23 protein-coding genes are annotated in these 25,644 nt (G+C 30.0%); 14 read left to right on the forward strand and 9 right to left on the reverse strand.

Annotated elements, in window-relative coordinates; all coding sequences use genetic code 11:
- Window positions 1-62 precede the first annotated feature (62 nt).
- From ACQ629_RS02520 to ACQ629_RS02535, 4 genes are all read left to right on the forward strand, one after another.
- On the forward strand, window positions 63-629 hold the full coding sequence (locus ACQ629_RS02520; RefSeq protein WP_483706390.1) for an RNA polymerase sigma factor: 567 nt from the start codon (window positions 63-65) through the stop codon (window positions 627-629).
- Between the two features lie 80 nt (window positions 630-709).
- Window positions 710-1,699, forward strand: coding sequence for a FecR family protein (locus tag ACQ629_RS02525; protein WP_483706391.1), 990 nt, complete (start codon window positions 710-712; stop codon window positions 1,697-1,699).
- A gap of 365 nt (window positions 1,700-2,064) precedes the next feature.
- Window positions 2,065-4,638 (forward strand): TonB-dependent receptor, encoded by a 2,574-nt coding sequence (locus ACQ629_RS02530; RefSeq protein WP_483707146.1) that lies wholly within the window; start codon window positions 2,065-2,067, stop codon window positions 4,636-4,638.
- Window positions 4,639-4,852: 214 nt separating this feature from the next.
- Window positions 4,853-7,831, forward strand: coding sequence for a TonB-dependent receptor (locus ACQ629_RS02535; RefSeq protein WP_483706392.1), 2,979 nt, complete (start codon window positions 4,853-4,855; stop codon window positions 7,829-7,831).
- Window positions 7,832-7,952: 121 nt separating this feature from the next.
- Here ACQ629_RS02535 and ACQ629_RS02540 read toward each other — a convergent pair whose 3' ends face one another.
- The gene (locus ACQ629_RS02540; protein WP_483706393.1) at window positions 7,953-8,303 is read right to left on the reverse strand and encodes a 4Fe-4S dicluster domain-containing protein; all 351 of its coding nucleotides are present in this window, start codon (window positions 8,301-8,303) and stop codon (window positions 7,953-7,955) included.
- Between the two features lie 72 nt (window positions 8,304-8,375).
- Here ACQ629_RS02540 and ACQ629_RS02545 point away from each other — a divergent pair, with 72 nt between their 5' ends.
- The 10 genes from ACQ629_RS02545 (at window position 8,376) to ACQ629_RS02590 (ending at window position 17,805) form a co-directional block, all read left to right on the forward strand.
- On the forward strand, window positions 8,376-9,437 hold the full coding sequence (locus tag ACQ629_RS02545) for an acyl-CoA reductase (RefSeq protein ID WP_483706394.1): 1,062 nt from the start codon (window positions 8,376-8,378) through the stop codon (window positions 9,435-9,437).
- 54 nt (window positions 9,438-9,491) lie between these two features.
- Window positions 9,492-10,556 carry a 3-phosphoserine/phosphohydroxythreonine transaminase gene (serC, locus tag ACQ629_RS02550; RefSeq protein WP_483706395.1) on the forward strand — a complete coding sequence of 355 codons (1,065 nt, stop codon included), beginning with the start codon at window positions 9,492-9,494 and terminating at the stop codon, window positions 10,554-10,556.
- An 89-nt stretch (window positions 10,557-10,645) separates the two neighbouring features.
- Window positions 10,646-11,599, forward strand: coding sequence for an NAD(P)-dependent oxidoreductase (locus tag ACQ629_RS02555; RefSeq protein WP_483706396.1), 954 nt, complete (start codon window positions 10,646-10,648; stop codon window positions 11,597-11,599).
- A gap of 15 nt (window positions 11,600-11,614) precedes the next feature.
- The gene (locus ACQ629_RS02560; protein WP_483706397.1) at window positions 11,615-12,853 is read left to right on the forward strand and encodes a DUF1015 domain-containing protein; all 1,239 of its coding nucleotides are present in this window, start codon (window positions 11,615-11,617) and stop codon (window positions 12,851-12,853) included.
- Window positions 12,854-12,857: 4 nt separating this feature from the next.
- The gene (locus tag ACQ629_RS02565) at window positions 12,858-13,523 is read left to right on the forward strand and encodes a YggS family pyridoxal phosphate-dependent enzyme (RefSeq protein ID WP_483706398.1); all 666 of its coding nucleotides are present in this window, start codon (window positions 12,858-12,860) and stop codon (window positions 13,521-13,523) included.
- Between the two features lie 32 nt (window positions 13,524-13,555).
- Entirely contained in the window at window positions 13,556-14,653 is a 1,098-nt protein-coding gene (locus ACQ629_RS02570; RefSeq protein WP_483706399.1) for an exonuclease domain-containing protein, read from the forward strand.
- Window positions 14,654-14,684: 31 nt separating this feature from the next.
- Window positions 14,685-15,497 (forward strand): ion transporter, encoded by an 813-nt coding sequence (locus tag ACQ629_RS02575; protein WP_483706400.1) that lies wholly within the window; start codon window positions 14,685-14,687, stop codon window positions 15,495-15,497.
- Window positions 15,498-16,406 carry a tRNA (adenosine(37)-N6)-dimethylallyltransferase MiaA gene (gene miaA, locus ACQ629_RS02580; protein ID WP_483706401.1) on the forward strand — a complete coding sequence of 303 codons (909 nt, stop codon included), beginning with the start codon at window positions 15,498-15,500 and terminating at the stop codon, window positions 16,404-16,406. It begins immediately after the preceding gene.
- A gap of 62 nt (window positions 16,407-16,468) precedes the next feature.
- Entirely contained in the window at window positions 16,469-16,972 is a 504-nt protein-coding gene (locus ACQ629_RS02585; protein ID WP_483706402.1) for an OmpH/Skp family outer membrane protein, read from the forward strand.
- Window positions 16,973-16,983: 11 nt separating this feature from the next.
- The gene (locus tag ACQ629_RS02590) at window positions 16,984-17,805 is read left to right on the forward strand and encodes a DUF1853 family protein (protein ID WP_483706403.1); all 822 of its coding nucleotides are present in this window, start codon (window positions 16,984-16,986) and stop codon (window positions 17,803-17,805) included.
- Between the two features lie 425 nt (window positions 17,806-18,230).
- Here the strand turns inward: ACQ629_RS02590 and ACQ629_RS02595 are convergent, their stop codons facing one another.
- The 8 genes from ACQ629_RS02595 to hisC form a co-directional block, all read right to left on the reverse strand.
- Window positions 18,231-19,145: an EamA family transporter gene (locus ACQ629_RS02595; RefSeq protein ID WP_483706404.1), complete on the reverse strand. Its 915-nt coding sequence runs from the start codon at window positions 19,143-19,145 to the stop codon at window positions 18,231-18,233.
- A gap of 353 nt (window positions 19,146-19,498) precedes the next feature.
- Entirely contained in the window at window positions 19,499-20,650 is a 1,152-nt protein-coding gene (locus ACQ629_RS02600; RefSeq protein WP_483706405.1) for a class I SAM-dependent methyltransferase, read from the reverse strand.
- Between the two features lie 23 nt (window positions 20,651-20,673).
- Window positions 20,674-21,258 (reverse strand): bifunctional phosphoribosyl-AMP cyclohydrolase/phosphoribosyl-ATP diphosphatase HisIE, encoded by a 585-nt coding sequence (hisIE, locus tag ACQ629_RS02605; protein WP_483706406.1) that lies wholly within the window; start codon window positions 21,256-21,258, stop codon window positions 20,674-20,676.
- Window positions 21,255-22,007, reverse strand: a complete 753-nt coding sequence (gene hisF / locus ACQ629_RS02610; protein ID WP_483706407.1) for an imidazole glycerol phosphate synthase subunit HisF — start codon at window positions 22,005-22,007, stop codon at window positions 21,255-21,257. The genes hisIE and hisF overlap by 4 nt, the downstream gene beginning before the upstream one ends.
- Window positions 22,008-22,087: 80 nt before the next feature.
- Window positions 22,088-22,807, reverse strand: a complete 720-nt coding sequence (gene hisA / locus ACQ629_RS02615) for a 1-(5-phosphoribosyl)-5-[(5-phosphoribosylamino)methylideneamino]imidazole-4-carboxamide isomerase (protein WP_483706408.1) — start codon at window positions 22,805-22,807, stop codon at window positions 22,088-22,090.
- Window positions 22,808-22,817: 10 nt separating this feature from the next.
- The gene (gene hisH, locus ACQ629_RS02620) at window positions 22,818-23,399 is read right to left on the reverse strand and encodes an imidazole glycerol phosphate synthase subunit HisH (RefSeq protein ID WP_483706409.1); all 582 of its coding nucleotides are present in this window, start codon (window positions 23,397-23,399) and stop codon (window positions 22,818-22,820) included.
- Window positions 23,400-23,403: 4 nt separating this feature from the next.
- Window positions 23,404-24,537: a bifunctional histidinol-phosphatase/imidazoleglycerol-phosphate dehydratase HisB gene (hisB, locus tag ACQ629_RS02625; protein WP_483706410.1), complete on the reverse strand. Its 1,134-nt coding sequence runs from the start codon at window positions 24,535-24,537 to the stop codon at window positions 23,404-23,406.
- Window positions 24,538-24,605: 68 nt separating this feature from the next.
- Window positions 24,606-25,640, reverse strand: coding sequence for a histidinol-phosphate transaminase (gene hisC, locus ACQ629_RS02630; protein WP_483706411.1), 1,035 nt, complete (start codon window positions 25,638-25,640; stop codon window positions 24,606-24,608).
- Window positions 25,641-25,644: the final 4 nt, after the last annotated feature.

Below are 25,644 nucleotides of genomic sequence, written 5' to 3' on the forward strand. Positions count from 1 at the left end.
TAAATAAATAAATATTTTTCATTATATTTCAAAAAAATTAAGCTAAACATTCATTTTTGTTTATGAAAAAATTGTCTGACAAAATTTTATGGAAATCCTTAAAAGAGGGCGATTTAAAGGCTTTTGAAGCGCTGTTTAAAAACTATTATTCTAGTTTATTTAACTATGGTTTAAAAATTTCTGGCAATAAAACAATAACAGAAGATTCTCTCCAAGACTTTTTTATATATGTTTATGAACATAGAGAAAACTTAAGTGATTTAAGTAACATTACTCCATACTTATTTACTTCATATAGACGGTATATCATTAAAATACTTCAAAAAAACCAAAAATCAAGAATGGTAAGAAATATTGATGAGAACATTATTGATATTCAGTTTACACCAGAAGAACTTCTTACACATCAAGAATCCACTACTTTTAGGAACAAAAATTTAACTGTTTTATTGAATAAACTCCCAAAAAGACAACGTGAAGTTTTGTATTTAAAATATAATTGTAACCTTAAAACTCAAGAAATTGCCGACGTTATGAAAATTAACTATCAAAGCGTAGTAAATAACATTCATAAAGCAATAAAAAGTTTGAGAGAAGAAATTCAAATTTTGCAATTATTTAATTCTTAAATTCGCATTCTTAAAAAGAGTATATACTTTATATTAAGTACTTATAACTATATAAGCATACGTTTTCCCTATATCACATAATGACAAACAAATCATACCATAATATTAACGACTTTTTAAATGACCCCTCTTTTAAAAACTGGGCGCTAAATACTAAATTAAGTGATGTTACTTTTTGGAATCATTGGCTAAAAAACAATGCTGATAAAAAAGAACTTGTTAAAGAAGCTAAAGATATTATTATTGGATTACAGTTTAAACAAAATACAGTTTCTGAAGAAAAAGTAAATTTTGAATGGACTGCTATTGAAAAAAAGCTTTTAGAAAACCAAAAAATATCTAAAAAAAATATTTTTATTAAAAATAAGTGGGCTGGTGTTGCTGCAATTGCTATTTTATTTTTTTCTGTTGCTTTTTTTAATTTTAACACTCCTATCAAAACCTATACTACAGGGTTTGGAGAAATTCTAAAATTAAAACTTCAAGATGGTAGTACAGTTACCTTAAATGCAAACTCAACGTTGTCTTATGCTAAAGACAACTCTAGAAAGGTTTGGTTAAAAGGCGAGGCTTATTTTCAAGTAGATAAGAAAAAATCAACAAATGCCAAATTTTGGGTATTTACAGACGACTTAAAAGTTGAAGTTTATGGTACCGTTTTTAATGTAAATTCACGAAAAGAAAAAACACAGGTATTTTTAGAAGAAGGGAATATATGGCTGTCTTTAAAAAATGGAAACTCAAAAAAAATGCTTCCTGGTGATTTTATTTCTTTTTCTTCAAAACAAAATAAAATTTTAGATAATGATAAAAGTGTACTTTCTGCAGAAAAAATTTCTTGGAAAAATGGTACTTTAATATTTAATAACTCAACATTAATTGATGCGTTAAGTAAGGTTACTGAAACTTATGGTTATAAAATTATTTTCAAAAACACAGAAATAAAGAATACTTTAATTACAGGTACTGTTCCAACCACCAACCTAAATATTTGTTTAAAAGCTATAGAAAAGTCTGCAAATGTTATAATTACAAAAGAAAAAGCTAAATTAGTCGTTTCTAAAAAATAATATTACTTTTCATCAAACCCTTAAAATTTTTAAAAAATCGCTTTTCATCTAACATAATTATCTTCGGATTTTTATGTTTTACTGTTTCACTATACAGTCAAGAGTTTCATGAAAATAAAATATCTGCTGTACAATTACTTAATTCTTTAAGTGAAAGACACAACATCTACTTCACCTATAATCCTACAATTTTAAAAGAAAAATTTATTGATAAATCCAGCTTTAAAGACCTTTCTTTAAAAAATGCTTTACATCTGTTTAAAAAAAACACCTCTTTAAAGTTAGATTATCTAGGTAACAACTATTATGTTATTTATAATAATACAAAGACGATTAAAAGCAGAACAACAAATACCTTAGTTGCCATTAAAAACTATGTAGAAACCTCTAAAAAAACAATTACAGGCGTTGTTCTTAATACTGATTACAGCCCTATAAAGGGCGCTAGTGTTATTGAAAGCGAAACATACAACGGTACAGTTACTTCTGATGATGGTTCTTTTACTATAAAACTAAATAAAAATAAACCTATAATTATTGCACATGTAGGGTACGAGTCACAAACTATTAGTTCTTTTAATACAAAACTAAAAATAATATTACAATCAGGATTAAAATTAGATGAAATTTTAATTGTTGGCTCTAGAAATAGCTTAAGAAAAAAAAAAGATGCTGCTATCGCTACCGATATTATTGATTTAAATGACATTTCATTACAAAGTGATTTGTTAGAAATTAATCAATTTTTGCAATACAGCATTCCTTCTTTCAACGCAACAAAACAATCTGGCGCAGATGGTACTGACCATATTACACCTGCCACTTATAGAGGTTTAGGTCCCGACCAAACATTAGTTCTTATTAATGGTAAAAGAAGGCATCAAGCATCACTTATAAATTTATACGGTACAAGAGGAAGAGGAAATTCGGGTACAGATTTAAACACAATTCCTGTTTCTGCCATAAAAAAAATTGAAATATTAAAAGATGGTGCTTCCGCTCAATATGGTTCAGATGCCATTGCTGGTGTAATTAATATTATATTAAAAAAAAATAAAAATTCTCTTAAAATAAATACAACTTTAGGCTTTAACAATGCCACCATCAACAAAGACCTTAAAACAAAAGGTATTGATGGTATTACGTATAAAGTTGATATGAATTACGGTACAAAAATACTTAAGAAAGGATTCTTGAATATTTCAACTGAATTTTTATCTAAAGATCATACCTTTAGAAGTGCTAGTCCTCTGAGGCAAAAATTTGGAGATGCAGCCATAAAAAACATAAGTACTTTCTTTAATTCTGAAATCCCTATCACAAATAAATTTATTATTTATGCCAACGGTGGATATAATTTAAAAAACACGGAAGCTTATGCTTTTTCAAGAAAACCAGATAGTAAGAGAAATGTAACTGACATTTATCCCAACGGATTTAATCCTTTAATAACTTCACTCGTTTCTGATAAATCGTTTTCTTTGGGAATAAAATCGAGTTATAAAAACTGGACAATTGATTTTAACAATACCTATGGTATTAATAATTTTCATTACTTTATTAAAGAGACATTGAATGCTACTTTATTAAAAAAATCTCCTACAGAGTTTGATGCTGGTGGACATTTACTAAATCAAAATAGCACTAGTATCGATTTTTCTAAAAATTTTAAACATTATCTTAAAGGTATAAATATAGCTTTTGGTATAGAACACCGAGTTGAGAATTATGAAATTTTTGCAGGAGAAAAAGCTTCTTATGACTCTTATGATATAAATGGAAATACTGTAAACTCTACCACTCCATTAGAAAACTTGGTTACTTTAAATAATAAAATTCGCCCAGGAGGTTCACAAGGGTTTCCTGGATATTCTCCACAAAATGAATTAAAAAAAAATCGTAGAAATTCAAGTTTTTATATAGATAGTGAGTTTGATTTTACTGAAAAATGGATGATTGCTACTGCTTTAAGACACGAAAATTATAGCGACTTTGGTAGTACTCTTAACTATAAATTAGCCACCAGAATAAAGCTTTTGCCTACTCTTAACTTAAGAAGCTCATTTAGTACAGGTTTTAGAGCTCCTTCATTAGCCCAAATATATTACAATTTAGCCTTTACTAATTATATGGGTAATGAACCAACTGAGTCTTTGTTAATTGCAAACAACAATCCAATCATAAGAAAATTTGGAATTGGAAAATTAAAAGAAGAAAAAGCTAAAAATATAAGTGCTGGTGTTGCCTTTAAGCCTAAAAAAAACTTTAGCCTTAGTCTTGATTCATACTACATTTCAATAAAAGATAGAATTATATTGAGTGGAAATTTTGATGCCGCTCCTTTGGGGTTTAATGTAGATAACGTACAGTTTTTTGCTAATGGAGTAAATACAACAACCTATGGATTAGATATTAAAATGAATTGGTTTAAAAAAATTAATAGCTCAACGTTTTCAATTAACTTCTTTGGAAATATTAATACTATGAGAATAGATAATGTTAATAACAAAAACTTAAATAAAGAAACTTTTTTTGGTATAAGAGAGCGTCATTTCCTACTAGCATCGGCTCCAAAAAGTAAATTTGGCTTAAACTTTAATTTTAAAAAAAATAAAATTAACATAAATGCAAATATTACCAGGTTTAGTAGTGTGCAGTTAATCGACTGGAAAATAAGCAAAGACCTTAGTTTATTTAATAATTCTGAAAGTGATCGTATCATAGCCGCTACAGATAATTATAAATCAAAATATACAGTTGATTTACATGTACGCTATCATTTATTAAAAAACATGAGTTATCAAACTGGTATAACTAACCTATTTAATAATTATCCAACCACTCAAGATAAATATACAGACAGCGGAGGAGCTTGGGATTCAACCCAAATGGGAAGCAGCGGTGCCTTTTATTACACTAAACTTCAATTTTCTTTTTAAAAATTATAATAACTATTACAAAAGCTTATTTTCCTCTTTTACAAACTCCTTTTATAGTCCGCAATAATTTAAGTTCTATAATTTTCTAAAAAAAATGTTAAATTAGTGAGTATAATACTAATACACACTCCTTATTAATAATATAACCAATAATTTATTTAGTTAAATTAACCGTAAATTATTAACACTCAAATTATTAATTAAATAACTTTTTATGAAAAACTTTAAACTTTTACTTCTATTTCTATCACTTAGTAGTTTTATGTGGTCACAATCACAAATTTCTGGTACTATAGTAGATAGTCGTAATCAACCTTTACCAGGAGCCAATATTGTTGAAAAAGGAACTTCTAACGGAACAAATTCTGATTTTAATGGAGCATTTAAATTAACGGTAGAAGCTGGAGCTACTTTAGTTATTAGTTTTTCTGGTTTTGAAACTCAAGAAATAGCCGTAAATAGTACTTCTAAATTTAAAATTATTCTAAAAGAAGGTTTACAGTTAGATGAAGTAATCATAACAGGATCAAGAACTCCTGCTAGAAGTAATACATCTAGTGCTTTACCTATAGATATCGTTTCTTCTAAAGACTTACAATCTACAGGACAAGCTAGCTTTGATAAAGCTTTACAATACAAAATACCTTCATTTAATACGGTACAAACACCTGTTAATGATGCTACGTCTTTACTAGACCCGTATGAAATTAGAAATATGGGACCAAGTAGAACCTTAATATTAATTAATGGTAAACGTAAAAACTTAAGTGCTTTGCTATATACACAAACTTCTCCTGGACGTGGTGAAACAGGTTCTGATATTTCTGGTATACCAACAGACGCTATTAAAAGTGTACAAGTACTTAGAGACGGGGCTTCTGCTCAATACGGTTCTGACGCTATTGCTGGTGTTATTAATATTATTTTAAAAGATGATGCTAAAAATGGATCTGCTACTTTTAGATCAGGTATTACAAGTGAAGGTGATGGAGAAATGCTAGGCGTAGCTATTAATAATGGAACCACTATTGGTGACAATAAAGGTTTCGTTAATTATACTGCTGATTTTTCTAAAACAGCTATATCAAATAGGCCTGGAAAAGTAAATGCTGATGGTGATTATGCAGATTTTGTACACACAAACCCTAATAGCTATAGTAGCTATCTTGAAGGGACCTCTTTAGGTGGTACAGATTTAACTGGTATGTCCGTAGATCAAGCTAATACAGAATTTACTAACAATTATGTAGGAACTACAGAGTATAGCACAAAACTATCAGCTATTACAGCTGCCAATACATCTGGCAGATCATTTGTTAATGAATTTATTGGAAGAAGACCTGATGCAGGTAATATTAATGGTTCTCCAGAAAATGCTGTTGCCAAATTCTCTATAAATGCTGGCTTTAACATAAGTGATAATACCGAAATGTATGGGAATGCAGCCTACGTTTATAAAAAAGTAAATTCTTTTGCAAATTATAGAACTCCATATTGGAGAACTGTAGAAAGCATGCCTTATTTAGCAGATTTTTTCCCTGGGAACAATCCGAATAATCTAGGTGCCAAAAAAGGATATGATGGTTATGTACCAACCTTTGAAGGAGAATTAAATGACTATAATGCTACTATTGGTTTTAGAACTAAAAAGAATGATTGGAATATTGATGTAAGTTTTACAACTGGGGGTAATTCACAAACCTACAAAGTAAGTAATTCTCACAACAGAAATGTGGTATACTCTCCTTCAACATGGATTGATGCTAATAATAATGGAACAGTAGATGCAGGAGAATTAACAGAAGGATCTCAATTATATAGAGAAAACAGTAAACGTTCATTTGATCCAGGAGGAACTTCTTTTTCTCACAATGTTGGTAATATGGATATTTCAAGAATACTTTCAGATAAAGTAAGTATTGCTTTTGGTTCTGAATTTAGAGCTGAACTTTTTGAAGTTATTGAAGGAGAATTAGGTTCTTATGATGGTGGTGGTGCAGATTCTTTTGCAGGTAATAGCCCTGAAAATTCAGGTAAATTTAGCCGTTATAATTTAGGAGGATATGCTAGTTTAGATTGGGATATTTCAAAAGATTTTCTTGTTAGCGGAACAATAAGAGCTGAAAACTATTCTGATTTTGGTAGTACATTTATATGGAAACTAAGCTCTAGATACAAACTTTCAGATAAATATACTTTAAGAGGATCTGTTTCTACAGGATTTAGAGCCCCAACATTACATCAAATTTACACTCAAAAAGCACAGTATAGCTTTGTTCCTGGTCAAGGAATACAAGTTGGTGGTTTAATTAATAATGTATCATCTCAAGCAAAACTTTTAGGTATTCCTAAATTAGACGCAGAAGAATCTACAAATTTAACAGTAGGTGTAGGTGGTAAAGTAAACAAACACTTAAGTTTTACTGTTGATTATTATAATATTGCTGTAAAAGATAGAATTATTTTAAGTACTGAAATAGGAAAAACGGCTACAGATGCTGTTGGAAACAGTATTGGTAATACAGCCTTAGATCAAGTTTTAAACGCTAATAACTTAAGTGACTTAAGTTTCTTTGTAAATGCTTTAGATACTAAAACATCTGGTTTAGATGTAGTGCTTGGTTATAATAAAATTGAATTAGGTTCTGGGGTATTAGGTTTCAATTTATCTGGTAACTACACTATTGAAAACGAAAGAGATGGCGCTGTTAAAAATCCAAAAATAGTTGCTGATGCTGGTCAGTCTGTAGTAAATGATACACAAGAAGCTTTATTTTTTACTTCTAGACCGAAAACAAAATGGATTTTAGGAACAACTTATGATGTTGGTAAATTCGGAATCTCACTGAACAATACATATTTTGGTAAAACTACATTTAAACAGCAAGGAATGGATGCTAACTTAAGAACAGAATTTACACCTAAAATTGTTACAGATTTAGGAATAAATTTTAACGTAGATAGCCATTGGACAGTTGCTTTAAATGTAAATAATTTATTAAATGTATTACCTGAATGGTCTTTTAAGGCTGAAAATTCAGCTGGTTCGGCAATATTAGCAGATCCTGCTCAAACTCAAGTGCAATCTAATTTAATTACATTTAATCAACGTTACTCTCAAATGACTTATGATGGTTACCATTTTAGTCAATTAGGTACAATGTTTAACTTATCGGTTAATTATCAATTTTAATATTACACGTTTTTTATATAATTATTTGATAAAAAGCCGGAATCGTAAAGATTTCGGCTTTTTTTTACAAAAAAAAGTCCTGAGCTAAACTCAGGACTTTTTTTATATTTCTAAAATATTTTTATTCGTTATGCATAAACTTCTGCTTAGCCAACAACGCTTCTTCTGTTTCAACGTTATCATCATCAGGCACACAACAATCTACAGGACAAACTGCCGCACATTGAGGCTCTTCATGAAAACCTTTACATTCTGTACACTTGTCTGCAACAATGTAATATATCTCATCAGAAATAGGCTCTTGAGTTTCATCTGCATTTGCTTTTTTACCATTTGGTAATACAACATTTCCAGTTAAATCTGTTCCGTCTGCATATTTCCAATCATCAGCTCCTTCATAAATTGCTGTATTCGGACATTCTGGTTCACATGCACCACAATTTATACATTCATCTGTTATAATAATTGCCATAATTAATCTGTTTCAGTTTTGTAACTTTGCAATCGCAAAAATAGTTCCAAATTAACTTAGAAACAAAATATAATGGATACAATCCAAAATAGAATTTCAGCTTTTGTAGAATTAGGGAAATTTTTAGGTCAGTTTACCCAAAAAGAAACTGCTCAAAAAAACGATATCCAATTCAATGATTTGTTTTTTGACGGATTCAAACATCAATTAAAAATAGCAGGAGAAAAGAATACTTGGTTTACCAAAGAAAACCTGTTGTTTGCTACCGAAAGTTGGTCTAAAGCCTTAACAAACGAAAATATTCAACAATGGATTACTAACGAAAATTTAGGTAAAAACGACATCAAGCAAGTTGCCGTTATTATGGCCGGAAATATTCCGTTAGTCGGGTTTCATGACTTTTTATCTGTTTTAATTTCTGGGCATTCGGTTTTAGTTAAACAATCTTCTAATGATAAAAACTTATTGCCTTTTTTAGCTAAGTATTTAGAATATGTTCAACCAGAATTAAAAGGTAAAATTACATTTACTGAGCAAAAATTAACTGGTTTTGATGCTGTAATAGCTACAGGAAGTAATAATACTGCGCGTTATTTCGAATATTATTTTAAAGACAAACCTAGTATTATTAGAAAAAGCAGAAATTCAGTTGCTGTTTTAACAGGAAACGAAACGGCACAAGATTTTGAGAATTTAAGTAACGATGTATTTTGTTACTTCGGATTAGGTTGTCGTTCGGTATCTAAACTATATGTTCCTAAAGATTATAATTTTGATCCTTTTTTTACGGGAATGTTTAACAAACAAGAAATTATCAACAACGCAAAATATGCCAATAATTACGACTACAACAAAGCGGTGTATTTAATGAGCGAGTTTGATATTTTAGAAAACGGCTTTTTAATGATTAAAGAAGATCAAAGCTACGCCTCTCCTATCGCCTCTGTTTTTTACGAATATTACGACAATGCAGATGATTTAAAAACAAAACTAAAGCAAGACGAAGAAAAAACACAGTGTGTCGTTGCCAATAATTTTATGGAAGGAGAAATTGCTTTTGGCGAAACACAGAATCCGCAGTTATGGGACTATGCTGACGGCGTAAATACCTTAGAATTTTTATCAAAAATTTAAAGATAAACTCCTTATAAATTTCGCACCTTTGTGCTAACAAAACACTACTAAATAATGAAAAAACATAACTTTAGTGCAGGCCCGTGTATTTTACCTGAAGAAGTGTTGCAAAAAGCTTCTGAAGCTATTATAAACTTTAATGATGATAATTTATCGTTGTTAGAAATATCGCACAGAAGTAAACCTTTTGTTGCTGTTATTGAAAACGCACGAAGTTTAGCTTTAGAATTATTAGGCCTAGAAAACAAAGGCTACAAAGCGCTGTTTTTACAAGGCGGTGCAAGCAATCAATTTTTAATGACTGCTTACAATCTACTAAACAAAAAAGCGGCGTATTTAAATACCGGTACTTGGAGTTCTAAAGCAATTAAAGAAGCAAAATTATTTGGCGAATTGGTTGAGGTAGCTTCATCCGAAGATAAAAACTTTAATTACATTCCTAAAGGATATGAAATCCCTGCGGATGTAGATTATTTTCATTGCACGAGTAACAATACAATTTACGGATCGCAAATGAAAAGTTTTCCAGAAACAGATGTTCCGTTAATCTGCGATATGAGTTCTGATATTTTTTCTCGCCAATTAGATTTTTCTAAGTTTGATTTAATCTATGCTGGCGCTCAAAAAAATATGGGCCCTGCAGGAACAACGTTAGTAATTGTAAAAGAAGATATTTTAGGAAAAGTAACACGCGAGATTCCATCAATGTTAAATTATCAAACTTTTATTGATAAAGATAGCATGTTTAATACGCCTCCTGTTTTTGCGGTGTATACATCAATGTTAACTTTAGAATGGTTGAAAGATATAGGCGGAATTGAATTTATAGAAAAAGTAAACAATCAAAAATCAGCCCTTTTATATAGTGAAGTAGATAGAAACCCTTTATTTAAAGGAGCTGTTGTTAAAGAAGATAGAAGCCATATGAACGCTACCTTTTCTTTAACAGACAATAATTTAAAAGAAACATTTAACACCATGTGGAAAGAAGCCAATATTAATGGTTTAGACGGTCACAGAAGTGTTGGTGGTTATAGAGCAAGCATGTACAACGCATTACCATTATATAGTGTGCAAGCATTGGTAGATGTAATGCAAGAATTAGAACGAAAAGCATAATACAAACGTCATTCCGAACAAAGTGAAGGAATCTGTTTATAAAGATTGCCACGTCATTTTATTCCTCGCAATGACATTATAAAATAAAAATGAAAATATTAGCAAACGACGGAATCTCAGAAAGTGGAAAATCTACTTTAGAAAATGCAGGATTTGAAGTAATAGTTACTAAAGTTGCCCAAGAGCAGTTAGATAATTTTATTAATGACGAAGAAATTAATGCCATCATTATTAAAAATACTACAGAAATACATGCTGAACTTATAGATAATTGTCCAACCTTAAAGTTAATTGCAAACGCAAGCACAGATAACGACAATATAGATGTTGCTTATGCAGAAGAAGCTGGTTTACAAGTTGTAAATATTTCTGATGCTAGTGCCAATGCTGTTGCCGAATTAGTTTTTGCGCATTTATTAGGAATGGCACGTTATTTACACCAAGCCAACAGAGAAATGCCTTTAGAAGGCGATGTAAGTTTTAATGCTTTAAAATCTCAATTTTCTAACGGAACCGAATTACGTGGTAAAACCCTTGGTATTATTGGTATGAGTGCTGCAGGACAACAAGTAGCTAAACTCGCTTTAGGACTAGGAATGAAAGTGATTGCCTTTGATGTTAACTTCGAAAATACGATAACAATTCCGGTGGAGTTTTTTAACGGTAAAATTATTGATATTGAAGTTGATATGTTAAGTTCTGATGAGTTATTAAAAGAAGCACATTTTATCAGCTTACATTTGTCTGCACAAGAAAACCATCTAATTGGAGTCAAAGAATTTGAAAAAATGAAAGACGGAGTTGGTTTTATTAATGTTGCTCAAGGCGGATTGGTAGATGAGGTTGCCTTAATTAACGCTATAGAAAGTGGTAAAGTAAAATATGCTGGTTTAGATACTTTCGAAAATCAACCAAATCCAGAGATTCAATTATTGATGAATCCTGAGCTTTCTTTAACTCCTAATATTGCTTCTTACACTATAGAAGCACAGCATAAAATAGGTACAGAGTTGGCTGATAAAATTATTAATTCTTTACACTAAAAACTCAAATTATTAATGGCAATTGTAAAACCATTTAAAGCAGTACGAGCAACTCGAGATAAAGTTGCCATGGTATCTTCTAAATCATATGAAGTTTATCCACCAGAAATGTTAAACGCTAAATTAGCTTTTAATCCATATACATTTTTACATGTAATTAATCCTGGTTATAAATATCATAAACAAGATATTACTGGTGATCAACGCTTTAAATTGGTGCACAATCGTTATTTAGAATTTAAAGAAGATGGTGTTTTTACAAAAGATAAGAATCCTGGTTTTTATATTTATCAAAAAATAACACCAACCAATTCTTTTTGCGGAATTATAGCTGCAACTTCTGTAGAAGATTACCACAACAATACCATTAAAAAACACGAAGGTACTTTAAGAGAAAGAGAATTATTATTCGAAAATTACTTAAAAAACACTGGATTTAATGCAGAACCTGTGCTTTTAACGTATCCTGATAATGATGACATTAATTCTATAATTAAAAAATATAAAGCGAATAGAGCTGAATACGAATTTTCTACAACAGATAAAGATTCACATTTATTATGGATTATTGATGATGAAAAAGATGTTGCACAAATTTCTAATGCTTTTTCACAAGTAAACACTTTATATATTGCTGATGGTCATCATCGCTCTACTTCTGCTTGCTTGCTTGCAAAAAACTTAGCAAAAGAAAATCCGGAGCATACTGGTAACGAAAAATATAATTTCTTCATGAGCTACTTGTTGCCAGAAAGTCAATTAAGTATTTATGAATTTAATCGATTTATAAAAGATTTAAACGGCCTGGCTGTTGATGAGTTTTTAATTGAATTAGATACCTTTTTTAGGATAGAAAACAGAGGTCAGGAATTATACAGGCCAAAAGAAAAACATCAATTTAGTATGTATTTAAATGGAGAGTTTTACGCTTTGCACTTGCGAAAATCTGTCTATAAATTTACAGATGCTTTAAGTAAATTAGATGCTCAAATTTTGTATCAAACCATTTTAAATCCGATATTAGGAATTGAAGATATCAGAAATGCATCAAAAATAATGTATTCGCAAGATAAATCAGACAGTTTAGAGCTGAAAACAAAAGTTGATAGTGGTGATTTTAAAGTTTCCTTCGGAATGTTACCAACTACAATAAACGAGTTAAAAGAAATTGTAGATGCGGATATGTTAATGCCTCCCAAAACTACTTATATCGAACCTAAACTAAGAAGTGCTTTAACTATTTATGAATTTTGATATGATGATAGGAATTAAAGAAAATCTTCAGAAAATAAAAAAAACAATTCCCAAAAATGTAACCTTAGTTGCGGTTTCTAAAACCAAGCCTATTGCCGATCTGCAAGAAGCATACGATGCAGGTCAGCGTGTATTTGGTGAAAATAAAATTCAGGAAATGGTTACAAAGTTTGATGCCTTACCAAAAGATATTAAATGGCATATGATTGGGCATTTACAACGCAACAAAGTAAAATACATGGCGCATTTTGTTGATTTAATTCACGGAGTAGATAGTTTAAAAACCTTAAAAGAAATTAACAAACAAGCTAAAAAACACGATCGTGTAATTAACTGCTTACTACAAGCACGTATTGCAAAAGAAGATACCAAGTTTGGGTTATCTTTTTTAGATATTGATGAAATTATCTCATCAGAAGTATTTTCTGAACTACAAAACGTAAAAATTGTTGGGTTTATGGGAATGGCTACTTTTACAGATAATCAAGAGCAGTTACAGGACGAGTTTTCTTCTTTGGCTACTTTCTTTAACGAAAACAAAAAAAAACATATAAATCTATCAGTATTATCAATGGGAATGAGTGGTGATTATCAATTAGCTATCGAAAATGGTAGTAATATGGTACGAATTGGTAGCGCTATTTTTGGAGTTCGAAATTATATTGTTTAGATTTACATTAATCAGCTAAAAAGAAAAAAGAATTGTACGCAATCTTAGATATTGAAACGACAGGAGGTAAATTTAATGAAGAAGGAATGACTGAAATTGCTATTCATAAATTTGATGGACATCAAGTAGTCGATCAGTTTATTAGTTTGGTAAATCCAGAAAGAGATATTCAAGAATTTGTTGTTAAATTAACAGGTATAAATAATAAAATGCTTCGGAATGCACCTAAATTTCATGAGGTTGCAAAACGAATTATTGAAATTACTGAAGGATGTATTATTATTGCTCACAATGCTAATTTTGACTATCGTATTTTACGCATAGAGTTTAAGCGTTTAGGCTATGATTTTAAAAGAAATACACTTTGTACTGTAGCGCTTAGTAAAAAATTAATTCCAGAATCTCCTTCTCACAGTTTAGGTAAATTATGCCGTTTTATTGGCATTCCTATGTCCGACAGGCACAGAGCAAACGGAGATGCTTTGGCAACCATACAGTTATTTAAATTATTGCTAGAAAAAGATGTTGATAAAAGTATTATTCAACAGTCAATAAAGTATGCTGATAAAAGACAAGAAAAACAACATTTTATAAAGATATTAGATAAATTACCTGAAAAACAAGGTGTATTTTATGTGCACAATGAGCAAGGTAATATTATATTTATAGGTAGAGGTAAAAATATAAAACAAGAAGTAAATAAACTCTTCCTAAAAGACACTCCTAAGGCTAAAAAAATAATAAAAAGAATTAATGATGTTACGCATCAAGAAACTGGTAATGTACTTTTCACTCGTTTAAAATACCATTTAGAACTTACCAAGTTAAAACCTAAATTTAACGTTATTCGTAAGCGAAATATTTCTGATAATGATTTTAATCACGATAATTTATTAATTATCGATAAAGGAAGAACCTCAGAAGAGCATGCTGTTATTTTAATAGAAAACAACATTGTTTTAGGGTATACTTACACAAACTTAGCATTTCAAGAAAACCAATTAAATATCTTAAAATCAATGCTTACCCCTGTAGAAAGTACTGATTTAGCTAAAACAATTATTAAAAATTATTTGTTGAAAAATAAAGTATCAAAAATAGTAAGATTACAAGTAGAAGATAATTTGTAATATTGTTTAAAACATCATAAAACTTATATTTTTGGAAAACAAAACTAAAAACTGGAAAGACAAATTACATGATGTAATTTATGGCACAGATACTCCGGCAGGTAAGTTATTTGATCTTGTGCTGTTATTTGCTATTTTAGTTAGTATTTTATTAGTAATGCTTGAAAGTATTGAGAGTTTTGATGCTAAATACCATAGCTTTTTAAATACTGCTGAGTGGGTAATTACCTTTTTATTTACGATAGAATATTTTGCTAGAATAATATCTATTAAAAAACCATCAAAATATATTTTTAGTTTTTATGGTATTGTTGATTTTTTATCTACCATTCCTAAATACCTATCTTTATTTCTAATAGGTTCACATAGTTTAGTAGCATTAAGAGCGTTTAGATTGTTACGAATCTTTAGGATCCTTAAAGTTTCTAGATATGTAGGGGAATCTAATCAGTTAATAAAATCTTTAAACGCTAGTAAAGCCAAAATAGGGGTATTTTTATATTTTGTACTTATCATTTGTATTATTTTAGGGGCAGTAATGTATTTTATAGAAGGAGCTGAAAATGGTTTTACAAGTATTCCTAGAAGTATATACTGGTCTATAGTAACATTAACAACCGTTGGCTATGGAGACATCGCTCCTCAAACAGCTCTGGGTCAATTAATTGCAAGTATTACTGTTATTATTGGATATGCTATTATTGCTATTCCTACAGGTATTGTGAGTTCTGAAATGGCTAAAAAACAAACTTTATCAGATTCAAAAAAATGCGCTGGCTGTTCAACTATGGGGCATAAAAGTGATGCTGAATTTTGTTATAACTGCGGAACAAAACTTAATTAAATGTCTCAAAAAAATATATTAATAACTATTGTTGGTGCTACAGCCATTGGTAAAACTGCACTTAGCATAAAATTAGCACAACATTTTAATTGTGATATTATTTCGTGTGATTCTCGTCAGTTTTTTAAAGAAATGACCATCGGAACTGCGGTGCCCGATTCTGATGAATTGGCTGCTGCTGAACATCATTTCATTCAAAATAAAAGCATTTTCGAAGAGTATTCTGTTGGTCAGTTTGAGAAAGACACTTTGACTAAATTAGATGAATTATTCTTAAAAAATCCAATTCAAATAATGGTTGGCGGTAGTGGGCTATATGTTGATGCTGTTTTGAAAGGGTTAGATTACTTTCCGGAAATTGATCCATCAATAAGAATAAATCTTACCAAAGAATTAGAAGAAAACGGAATGGAACCTCTTCAGAACAAACTGAAAGAATTAGACATTGAAACTTATAATTCGATAACTATTGATAATCCGCATCGGTTAATGCGTGCATTAGAAATTTGTATTGGTACTGGTAAAACATACGCTTCTTTTAAAAACAAACCAAAAGCTCCTCGTAATTTTAAATCTATAAAAATTGGGTTGACTGCTGATAGACAAATAATGTACGACCGTATTAATAAACGTGTTGATATTATGATGGATAATGGTTTATTAGAAGAAGCTAAAGCAATGTATCAATATAAAAAATTAAATGCCTTAAAAACGGTTGGATATAGAGAATTATTTGAATATTTAGATGGCAACTTCACAAAAGAGTTTGCTATTGAAGAAATTAAGAAAAATACCCGTCGTTTTGCAAAACGACAAGGAACTTGGTTTCGAAAAGATAAAGAAATAGTTTGGTTTGATTTTAAAGATCCTATAAAACAAGTTATACAGTCTCTAGAAAATAAAAATTAACGAATTTTAAAGAACTTAGGATACTCACTTTTATATATTTGTCGAAATAATTAACAAAAACAATGAAATCAAAAATTATATTTTTAGCCGTAATTCTTTTATCAACCGTAGCATTTTCACAAACTAAATTAGGCACTGTAAATAGCGACTTAATTATTGGTAAAATGCCGCAAATGAAAAACGTTTTACGAAGAGTTGAAAATTCAGGTAAAAAATTAGACTCTTCATTTAGCATTAAAGCTACAGAGTTTCAAACAAAAACTCAAGCTTTTAAAGAAGGTCAAAAAACATTAAGTGAAGCTGACAAAAAAACAAAATATCAAGAATTAATTTCTTTAGAGCAAGATTTACAAAATTTTCGTGTTAACGGCACAAAAATGATGCAATTACAAAGAGAAGAATATATGCGTCCGTTATATAAAAAATTAAGAGAAGTTATTAGCGAAGTTGCTAAAGCAAATGGCTATACTCAAATTTTAACTACTAATGGAAATGAATTTGGCTATGTTGATGAAAATTTCGACATCACTCAATTAGTTTTAGATAAATTAAGAATAAAAGAATAAATTTCTTTTTAATGGATAAAAAATCTAAAGACTTACAGTTACAATACGAAGGGTTTTTACAAACACCTTTTCTATGGAATGGAAAAGGTGTTTTTGATTTTCAACAATTTGAGAAAAACACTAGTAAAACTACTATTTTTAACGCAGTAATTACTCAAAATTTACGCTTAGGGAAATTAGTAGAGCGTTTTGTTTCCTATGAGCTACAACAAGATCCATCTATTGAAATTATTGTAGAAAACATTCAAATTCAACAAGAAAAGTTAACCTTAGGCGAGTTAGATTGTATTTTATATAAAAATGAAAAGCCAATACATGTAGAAATTGTTTACAAATTTTATCTATACGATAATACTGTAGGAAATACAGAAATAGCACATTGGATTGGCCCTAACAGAAAAGATTCTTTGGTGCAAAAACTAACCAAACTTAAAGAAAAACAGTTACCACTACTCTACTCTAAACAATGCGCAACTTATTTAGATAAACTAAATTTAGTTGCTAACGAAATTGATCAACAACTCTATTTTAAAGCCCAGTTATTTGTTCCGTTTAAAGAATATGGAAACAAGTTTCCTTTAATTAATAATGACTGTATTATTGGGTTCTATGCAAGGTTAAAAGATCTCGAACAATTTAAGGAATGTAAATTTCACATTCCAAATAAACATGATTGGTTGGTAAAACCACATACAAATATTGACTGGCTAAACTTTGAAAGCTATATTGAAAAAGTAAATAGTTTTCTAGAGGATGAAAGAGCCCCTTTATGCTGGATAAAAAATCCGAACGGAAAAATTAATAAGTTTTTTGTTGTTTGGTGGGATTTTTGATACCGCTTACAAAAACAAATTATAAAAATAGTAAAGAGCTTATTATTTACCCTTTCACTACTTTTTATTTTTACTCTTTCTTCCCGTATTGAAGATGAAGTTGAAAGCGCATCGTGTTTAGAGTTCGATAAAATCTAACAAGGTTATAGTATTTTAGAAACAGTAGTTTATACAAATAAAATTATTGAATTTGAAATTTCTAATAGCTGCCCTTATAAAATAAAAGTTACCGATATAAAAATACGAGGAAAAAATTCTAATTAATTTACAATTGAAGGAATTGCAAAAGGCAACTACCTAACAAATAATAAACTAAAATTCAATATTCTTTTCTCCCCTAAAAGTTTAGGAAAAAAAGAAGCTGGTTTAACTATTTTTCATGAGTTTGGCTCACTTATAATTTTGTGTCAGGCAAAGGAATTTAACTACGACCCTTTCCTTGCAACTGTTTTTACCGATCTTTTTCTTGATGTTATAAAATAAACACCTGTTAGTAAAATTATAGAAGCTATTACCGATTGTTCAGTAAGTTGCTCATCTAATAAACTCCAACCTAAAAACAAGGCTATTATCGGATTTACATAAGCCGATGTTGCTACTTTTTCTGGTGATACCGATTTTAAAAGATAATTAAAAGCTGTAAAAGCAACTATACCTCCAAAAATAACCAAGAATATCATTGCTCCTTGTGTTTTAGAAGCCCAATTTAGTGGCGAAACCCAAGTTTCTTTAAAAATTAAACTTGACACTACTAATATAGATCCTGCTATTAACATTTGATATCCCGTAGCTACCAAATAATTTTTAGGTAAATCTGCTTTCGATACAAAAACACTTCCGTAGCTCCAACTTAACACACAGGTTAAGATCATAAAAATACCTAAAACACCACCTTCAGAAGTTGTAATTTCTTTCTGACTTACCAATAAATACATTCCCGCTAAACCAAATAATACTCCGATTATCGATTTTCGTTGCATTTTTTTACCATCTATTAAACGCAATAAAAAAAGCACAAATAATGGTTGTGTAGATGCTAATAATGCCGCAAAACCTGTGTCTACATACTTTAAAGCCCAAACAAACACTCCATTTCCATATACTAAAAATAAAAAACCTGCTATGGCCGAATTTATAAGTTGATTTTTCGTGATCTTTATTGATATTTTTAACAATGTAGCTATAATCATAATCAATACTCCAGCTACTAAAAATCGAATAGAAGCTAAAAATAAAGGAGACAATTCAGTTACCGCAATTTTATTAAATAAATAGGTTGATCCCCATATAATATATATCGAAAAAAATGCTGCTATAATTAATAATTTGGAGTTTTTCATATCATCAAAATTTAAAAAAGTAAAAATACTATAATCGTAATTTATAAAAGTGTATTAAAATATATTTTTTTAGAAGCTATTTTCCCGCTTTTCACACTCGCTCTCTGCGAGGAGCTCAAACAAATGCTACAATCGCGGCTAGCCTATTTATTAAGCTATAGCTAATGTGTATATTTCTGTCTGCTTTATTAAAACCTGTGAGATTTTTAAAAACAAAAAAACCACCATAATTGGTGATTTTTTCATGAAATATATCAAAGCGTCATTCTGAATTTATTTCAGAATCACATCCTAAAAAGCAACACTGAATTGTCATGAGAACCTGAAATAAATTAAGGTTGACGTAATTAAAATTACAAAAGTGTTTCTAAATAATGACTTTCTATAGCATATGCTTCTTTTAAGCCAGATATTTTATCATCAATTTTAGAAATATCGTTCTTTTTTGATGATTTACTTGCCACCAACATTACATTTTTACGTGTATGTTCGTTGCTTATAAATTCAAATACTTTCGTATTGTAATTACTCTTTTCTAAAATAAGCGCACGAATAGTATCAGTAACCATTTCGAATTGGCGCTCTTTAAAAATTCCGTATTTTAAAAGCGGACTCTCCTGTTCTTTTCCTTTTACTTGCTGGCGGATTTGTTTATGACAACATGGTGCACAAATAATTAATTCAGCTTTAGCTGATAATCCTTTATAAATAGCATCGTCAGTTGCTGTATCACAAGCATGTAAAGCGATTAAAATATCAATTTTATTATTATCATATTCCTGAATTGGCTGTGCTACAAACGATAATTTATTAAATTCAGATTTTTCGGCTACATCATTACAATAATCTACCAATTCTTTGCGCAATTCAATTCCAGTAACCGTAGCACTATATTTTTTTTGATTTACTAAATAGTCGTACAAAGCGAAAGTTAAATAACCTTTACCAGATCCCATATCAACAATATTAATATGTTTTGGTAATTTGGTAGACTTTAATAAACCTTCAATAATCTCTAAATATTTATTAATTTGACGGTATTTATCGGACATCTTATGAATAACCTTTCCTTCTTTATCTGTAATTCCTAAATGCTGTAAATAACTACCTGCTTCTGCTAAACGTTCTTTCGGTTTATCATGAGTTACCGGTAATTTATTTTTAAAACTTGCCGCATTTTCACGATAAGAAACCTTTTTCTTTTTTGATATAAAAACTAATAAATCTTTAGTTAATGTAAATAAAGTTGCCGCTCTAAAATTATCCATCAATAAGATTTCTAATTCAGATAATGCTTCGGTAATCGTGTAATTTTTAACCTTATCATTTGTAGTATAATGATACGTAAACTGCATCATTTCTGTTCCTTTAATTGTTACTAAACGAACATATACGTTTGGTAATCCATCACTTTTCTTGATAGGTTTACTTAAAGTTAGTTTTACAAATTTAGATTCTAAAACACTCTCACTTAAAGTATCTCTTAATTGTTGAAATTCATTCATACTGCAAAAATACTATAAAACATTTAGTTTCTTTCTTTTAAAACAGCTTCAATTTCAGTAAGCGTAAATCCTTTTGCTTTTAAAAGTATTACAATATGATAGAATAAATCAGCAGCTTCATTTTTAAATAAATCAGCATCATTGTCTTTTGCTTCAATAACCAACTCAACAGCTTCTTCTCCTACTTTCTGTGCTACTTTATTAATTCCTCGTTTATATAATTGGTTTGTATATGACGTTGGATGATCAGTATCTATTCGTTCGGTAACAATTCGTTCTAATTCATATAAAAACCCTTTTGGAGTTTCTTCCGCAAAACAAGAAGTAGTTCCTTTATGGCAAGTTGGCCCTGCTGGCATTACTTTTATTAAAATAGTATCGTTATCACAATCTATCTTAATGTCTTTTACATCTAAAAAGTTACCAGACTCCTCACCTTTTGTCCATAACCTATTTTTACTTCTACTAAAAAAAGTTACTTTATTTTCTTTCCTTGTTTTTAAGAACGCTTCTTCATTCATATACCCTAACATTAATACTTGTAAAGTGGTATTATTTTGAATTATTACAGGAACTAACCCGTCTCCTTTTGTAAAATCTATATTCATCGTACTGGTATATTTTGTTCTTTTAAATATTCTTTAAGCTTTGGCACTGGTATTTCAGCGAAATGAAAAATACTGGCTGCTAAACCTGCACTCGCTTCTGTTTTTGTAAATACATCTTTAAAGTGTATTTCTTTACCGGCTCCGCCTGATGCTATTACAGGTATATTTATCGCTTTACTAACAGCATTTGTAATATCAAGCGCAAATCCGGCTTTTGTTCCGTCATTATTCATTGATGTTAATAAAATTTCACCTGCACCTAATTTTTCAACTTCCTTAGCCCAAGCAACCGTTTCTAAATCCGTTTCATGAGTTCCTCCTTTTGTAAATACCTTCCAATTATTATCTATATTTTTGGTATCAATGGCAACTACTACAAACTGACTTCCAAAACGATTTTTTAAATCGGTTATTAACTGCGGATTTTTAACTGCCGACGAATTGATACTTACTTTATCTGCACCTGCTTTTATCAAAGCCAAAGCGTCATCAACCGTACTTATTCCACCACCAACTGTAAAAGGTATATTTATTTCTTGTGCTATTTTCTCTACTAACTCAACCAACGTTTTTCTGTTTTCGAGCGTTGCAGTAATATCTAAAAACACCAACTCATCAGCACCATCTTTTACATATTGCTTTGCCAATTCAATCGGATCACCTGCGTCTTTAATATCAATAAAATTAACACCTTTTACAGTGCGTCCGTTTTTGATATCTAAACAAGGTATTATTCTTTTTTTTAACATATTTAATAGTTATCATCATTTTAAAAATCAAAAAGAAACCTTTAAAAGATCACTTCGTTATTCTTTTTTGTAATGATGTATTATTTTATTATAAATTTCTCTAATTGCTTTAACGAAATTCTATTTTCGTAAATCGCTTTACCCAAAATTGTGCCTTCACAACCTATTTCTTTCAATCGTATTAAATCATCAATATTAGCAACGCCACCACTCGCTATTAAATTAACACCACTTTTACTTAATATTTCTTGATACAACTCAACAGACGCACCTTGTAACATTCCGTCTTTAGCAACATCTGTACAAATAGTATTTTTTATTCCTAATTTCTCGTATTTAATAATAAAATCAATCACCTCTACTTCTGATGTTTCTAACCATCCATGTGTCGCAATTTTACGGTTGATACAATCGGCACCTAAAATAATTTTATCGCTACCATATTCTGTTAACCATCCTGTAAAAATATCAGGATTCTTAACAGCAATACTTCCTCCTGTTATTTGACTTGCGCCGTTATCGAAAGCAATACGTAAATCTTCATCTGATTTTAATCCACCACCGAAATCGATTTTTAAATTTGTTTTAGCAGCTATTTCTTGTAACACTTTGTAATTTACAATGTGTTGCGATTTAGCACCATCTAAATCTACTAAATGTAAATATTCGATTCCGCTATCTTCAAATTCTTTCGCTACTTCAACAGGATTTTCGTTATATATTTTTTTGGTTGCATAATCACCTTTTGTTAAGCGTACACATTTTCCGTCAATAATATCTATGGCAGGTATAATTCTCATTTTCTTAATTTTATAATTCTAAAAAGTTTTTTAATAATTTCTCTCCGATGCTTGCTGATTTTTCTGGATGAAATTGCATGGCATAAAAATTATCTTTTTGCATAACCGAACTAAATGGTTTTATATAATCACAAGTTGCAATAGTATTTTCACAAACTTCAGCATAATAACCATGCACATAATATACATCTTCATTAATAGCTAGATTCTCTACTATTTTTGATGGTTTAATTTCTGAAAAATTATTCCATCCCATGTGTGGCACTTTCATTAAAGGAGGAAACTGTTTAGTTACGGTATCAAAAATACCTAAACATGTTGTATTACCTTCTTCTGATGATGTGCACATTAATTGTAAACCTAAACAAATACCCAATACTGGCTGGGTAAGAGATACTAAAAGTTCGTCTAACTTACGTTCTTTTAAATAAGCCATTGCCGAACTTGCTTCACCAACACCCGGAAATATTACTTTATCAGCTTGTTGTATTTCTGTTGGATTATCAGTTATTATACTTTCATAACCTAAACGATTAAGGGTATTTTGAACCGATCTTATATTACCGGCATTGTATTTTATAATTGCAATCATCTTACTATAAAGTTCCTTTGGTTGATGGTAAAATCATTTTACTGGTATCTCTTTTTACAGCTACTTTTATCGCTTTTGCAAATGCTTTAAAAATTGCCTCTATTTTATGATGCTCATTTGTTCCTTCTGCTTTAATGTTTAAGTTACACTTTGCACCATCTGTAAATGATTTAAAAAAGTGGAAAAACATTTCTGTTGGCATTTTACCTACCATTTCTCTTTTAAAATCTGCTTCCCACACTAACCAATTTCTACCTCCAAAATCAATAGCTACTTGCGCTAAACAATCATCCATTGGCAAACAAAATCCGTAACGTTCTATTCCTAATTTGTTCCCTAATGCTTTATTAAAAATCTCCCCTAATGCAATAGCAGTGTCTTCAATAGTGTGGTGTTCATCTACTTCTAAATCTCCTTTAACCTGAATATCTAAATCCATTTGCCCATGACGTGCAATTTGATCTAACATGTGGTCAAAAAAGTCTATTCCGGTACTTATATTACTTTTACCTGTTCCGTCTAGGTTTAATTGAATATCTATTTTGGTTTCGTTCGTATTTCTAACAATACCATCAGTTCTTTCTTCTAATTTTAAAAACTCATAAATAGCATTCCAATCACTACTTTCTAAAGCAATAAATGCATCTAAATCGCTTCTTTTTACGGTGATTTCATCGGTTCCTAAAAAAGTTTCATCGTTGATGTATATCCCTTTTGAACCTAAGTTTTTTGCTAACTCAATATCGGTTAAACGATCTCCTATTACAAATGAATTTGCTAAATCATATTCTTCAGAAAAAAACTTGGTTAATAAACCTGTGTTTGGCTTTCTTGTAGGTTGATTATCTTTTGCAAAAGTGATGTCAATAATTTCTTCAGCAAAAACAATTCCTTCGTCTTTTAAAGTTCTCATTACAAAATTATGCACAGGCCAAAAAGTATTTTCAGGGTATACTTTAGTTCCCAAACCATCTTGATTGGTTACTAAAACCAATTCGAAATCTAACTCATTTGCAATTTTACTTAATCCTTGAAATACCTTCGGATAAAATTCTAATTTCTCAAACGAATCTGTTTGTTCATCTGCAGGTTCTTTAATTAAAGTTCCGTCTCTATCTATAAATAATACTTTTTTCATGTGTTTTCTTTTTATTAAAATCAATGTTTTCAACTAAAACCTCTCGACTACGCTCGAAGTGATAATAATTATATGATTGATTTTAATGCTGTAATTAGTTGTGTGTTTTCTTCTTTGCTACCAACGGTAATTCGTAAACAATTATTTACTAAACTATTTCTGTTACGCGTAATTATTTTTTTAGCTACCAATGTATTATAAACTGCATTTGCATCGGTTACTTCTATTAAAATAAAATTAGCTTCAGTTGGGTGTATTTTTTTAATCAATTTTATATTTTTAAACTCATTCATTAAGCGATCTTTTTCGTTAATGATTGTATTTTTATTCGTTTCGAACAAAGAAATATTATCTAATGAAGCAATAATTGCTTCTTGATTTAAAGTACTTACATTATAAGGTGGCTTTACTTTATTATACAAATCTATAACGTTAGAATTTGCATAGGCAACTCCTACCCTTGCTCCTGCCAATCCCCAAGCTTTACTAAAAGTTTGACTTACAATTAAGTTCGGGTAATTAGCCAATTGTGTTGCATACGATGCTCTTGCGCTAAAATCGATATAAGCTTCATCGATAATAACCATTCCGTTAAAATTATCTAGAATATATTCAATCGTTTCATCTTCAAAACAATTTCCTGTTGGATTGTTTGGCGAACAAATAAATATAATTTTTACATCCTCCATATCTAAATATGGCTGTAACTGATTTAAACTTATTTGAAAATCATTTACCAAAGGTTGCTTAATTAACTCAACATCATTAATACTTGCCGATACATCGTACATACCATAAGTTGGCGAAAAAGTTAACGCTTTATCTTTACCTGGCTCACAGAAAATTCTGAATGCTAAATCGATTACTTCATCACTTCCGTTTCCTATAAAGATCTGATTGTTTTCAACGTTTTTTATAGATGATAAACGTTCTTTAACTTTTGATTGCTTCGGATCTGGATACCTGTTTAAAGTTCCAAACGGATTTTCATTAGCATCTAAATATACTTCAGCTGTTCCTTTAAACTCATCTCTTGCTGATGAATATGCTTGAAGTTTTTGAATATTTGGACGAACTATTTTATTTAAATTAAATTCACTCATAATT

It is taken from the genome of Tenacibaculum sp. SM2510 (assembly GCF_057002845.1).

Coding starts and splice junctions, on each gene's coding strand:
- ACQ629_RS02520 (WP_483706390.1), top strand. CDS start 63: ATGAAAAAATTGTCTGACAAAATTTTATGGAAATCCTTAAAAGAGGGC.
- ACQ629_RS02525 (WP_483706391.1), top strand. CDS start 710: ATGACAAACAAATCATACCATAATATTAACGACTTTTTAAATGACCCC.
- ACQ629_RS02535 (WP_483706392.1), top strand. CDS start 4,853: ATGAAAAACTTTAAACTTTTACTTCTATTTCTATCACTTAGTAGTTTT.
- ACQ629_RS02540 (WP_483706393.1), bottom strand. CDS start 8,303: ATGGCAATTATTATAACAGATGAATGTATAAATTGTGGTGCATGTGAA.
- ACQ629_RS02545 (WP_483706394.1), top strand. CDS start 8,376: ATGGATACAATCCAAAATAGAATTTCAGCTTTTGTAGAATTAGGGAAA.
- serC (WP_483706395.1), top strand. CDS start 9,492: ATGAAAAAACATAACTTTAGTGCAGGCCCGTGTATTTTACCTGAAGAA.
- ACQ629_RS02555 (WP_483706396.1), top strand. CDS start 10,646: ATGAAAATATTAGCAAACGACGGAATCTCAGAAAGTGGAAAATCTACT.
- ACQ629_RS02560 (WP_483706397.1), top strand. CDS start 11,615: ATGGCAATTGTAAAACCATTTAAAGCAGTACGAGCAACTCGAGATAAA.
- ACQ629_RS02565 (WP_483706398.1), top strand. CDS start 12,858: ATGATAGGAATTAAAGAAAATCTTCAGAAAATAAAAAAAACAATTCCC.
- miaA (WP_483706401.1), top strand. CDS start 15,498: ATGTCTCAAAAAAATATATTAATAACTATTGTTGGTGCTACAGCCATT.
- ACQ629_RS02585 (WP_483706402.1), top strand. CDS start 16,469: ATGAAATCAAAAATTATATTTTTAGCCGTAATTCTTTTATCAACCGTA.
- ACQ629_RS02590 (WP_483706403.1), top strand. CDS start 16,984: ATGGATAAAAAATCTAAAGACTTACAGTTACAATACGAAGGGTTTTTA.
- ACQ629_RS02595 (WP_483706404.1), bottom strand. CDS start 19,145: ATGAAAAACTCCAAATTATTAATTATAGCAGCATTTTTTTCGATATAT.
- ACQ629_RS02600 (WP_483706405.1), bottom strand. CDS start 20,650: ATGAATGAATTTCAACAATTAAGAGATACTTTAAGTGAGAGTGTTTTA.
- hisIE (WP_483706406.1), bottom strand. CDS start 21,258: ATGAATATAGATTTTACAAAAGGAGACGGGTTAGTTCCTGTAATAATT.
- hisF (WP_483706407.1), bottom strand. CDS start 22,007: ATGTTAAAAAAAAGAATAATACCTTGTTTAGATATCAAAAACGGACGC.
- hisA (WP_483706408.1), bottom strand. CDS start 22,807: ATGAGAATTATACCTGCCATAGATATTATTGACGGAAAATGTGTACGC.
- hisH (WP_483706409.1), bottom strand. CDS start 23,399: ATGATTGCAATTATAAAATACAATGCCGGTAATATAAGATCGGTTCAA.
- hisB (WP_483706410.1), bottom strand. CDS start 24,537: ATGAAAAAAGTATTATTTATAGATAGAGACGGAACTTTAATTAAAGAA.
- hisC (WP_483706411.1), bottom strand. CDS start 25,640: ATGAGTGAATTTAATTTAAATAAAATAGTTCGTCCAAATATTCAAAAA.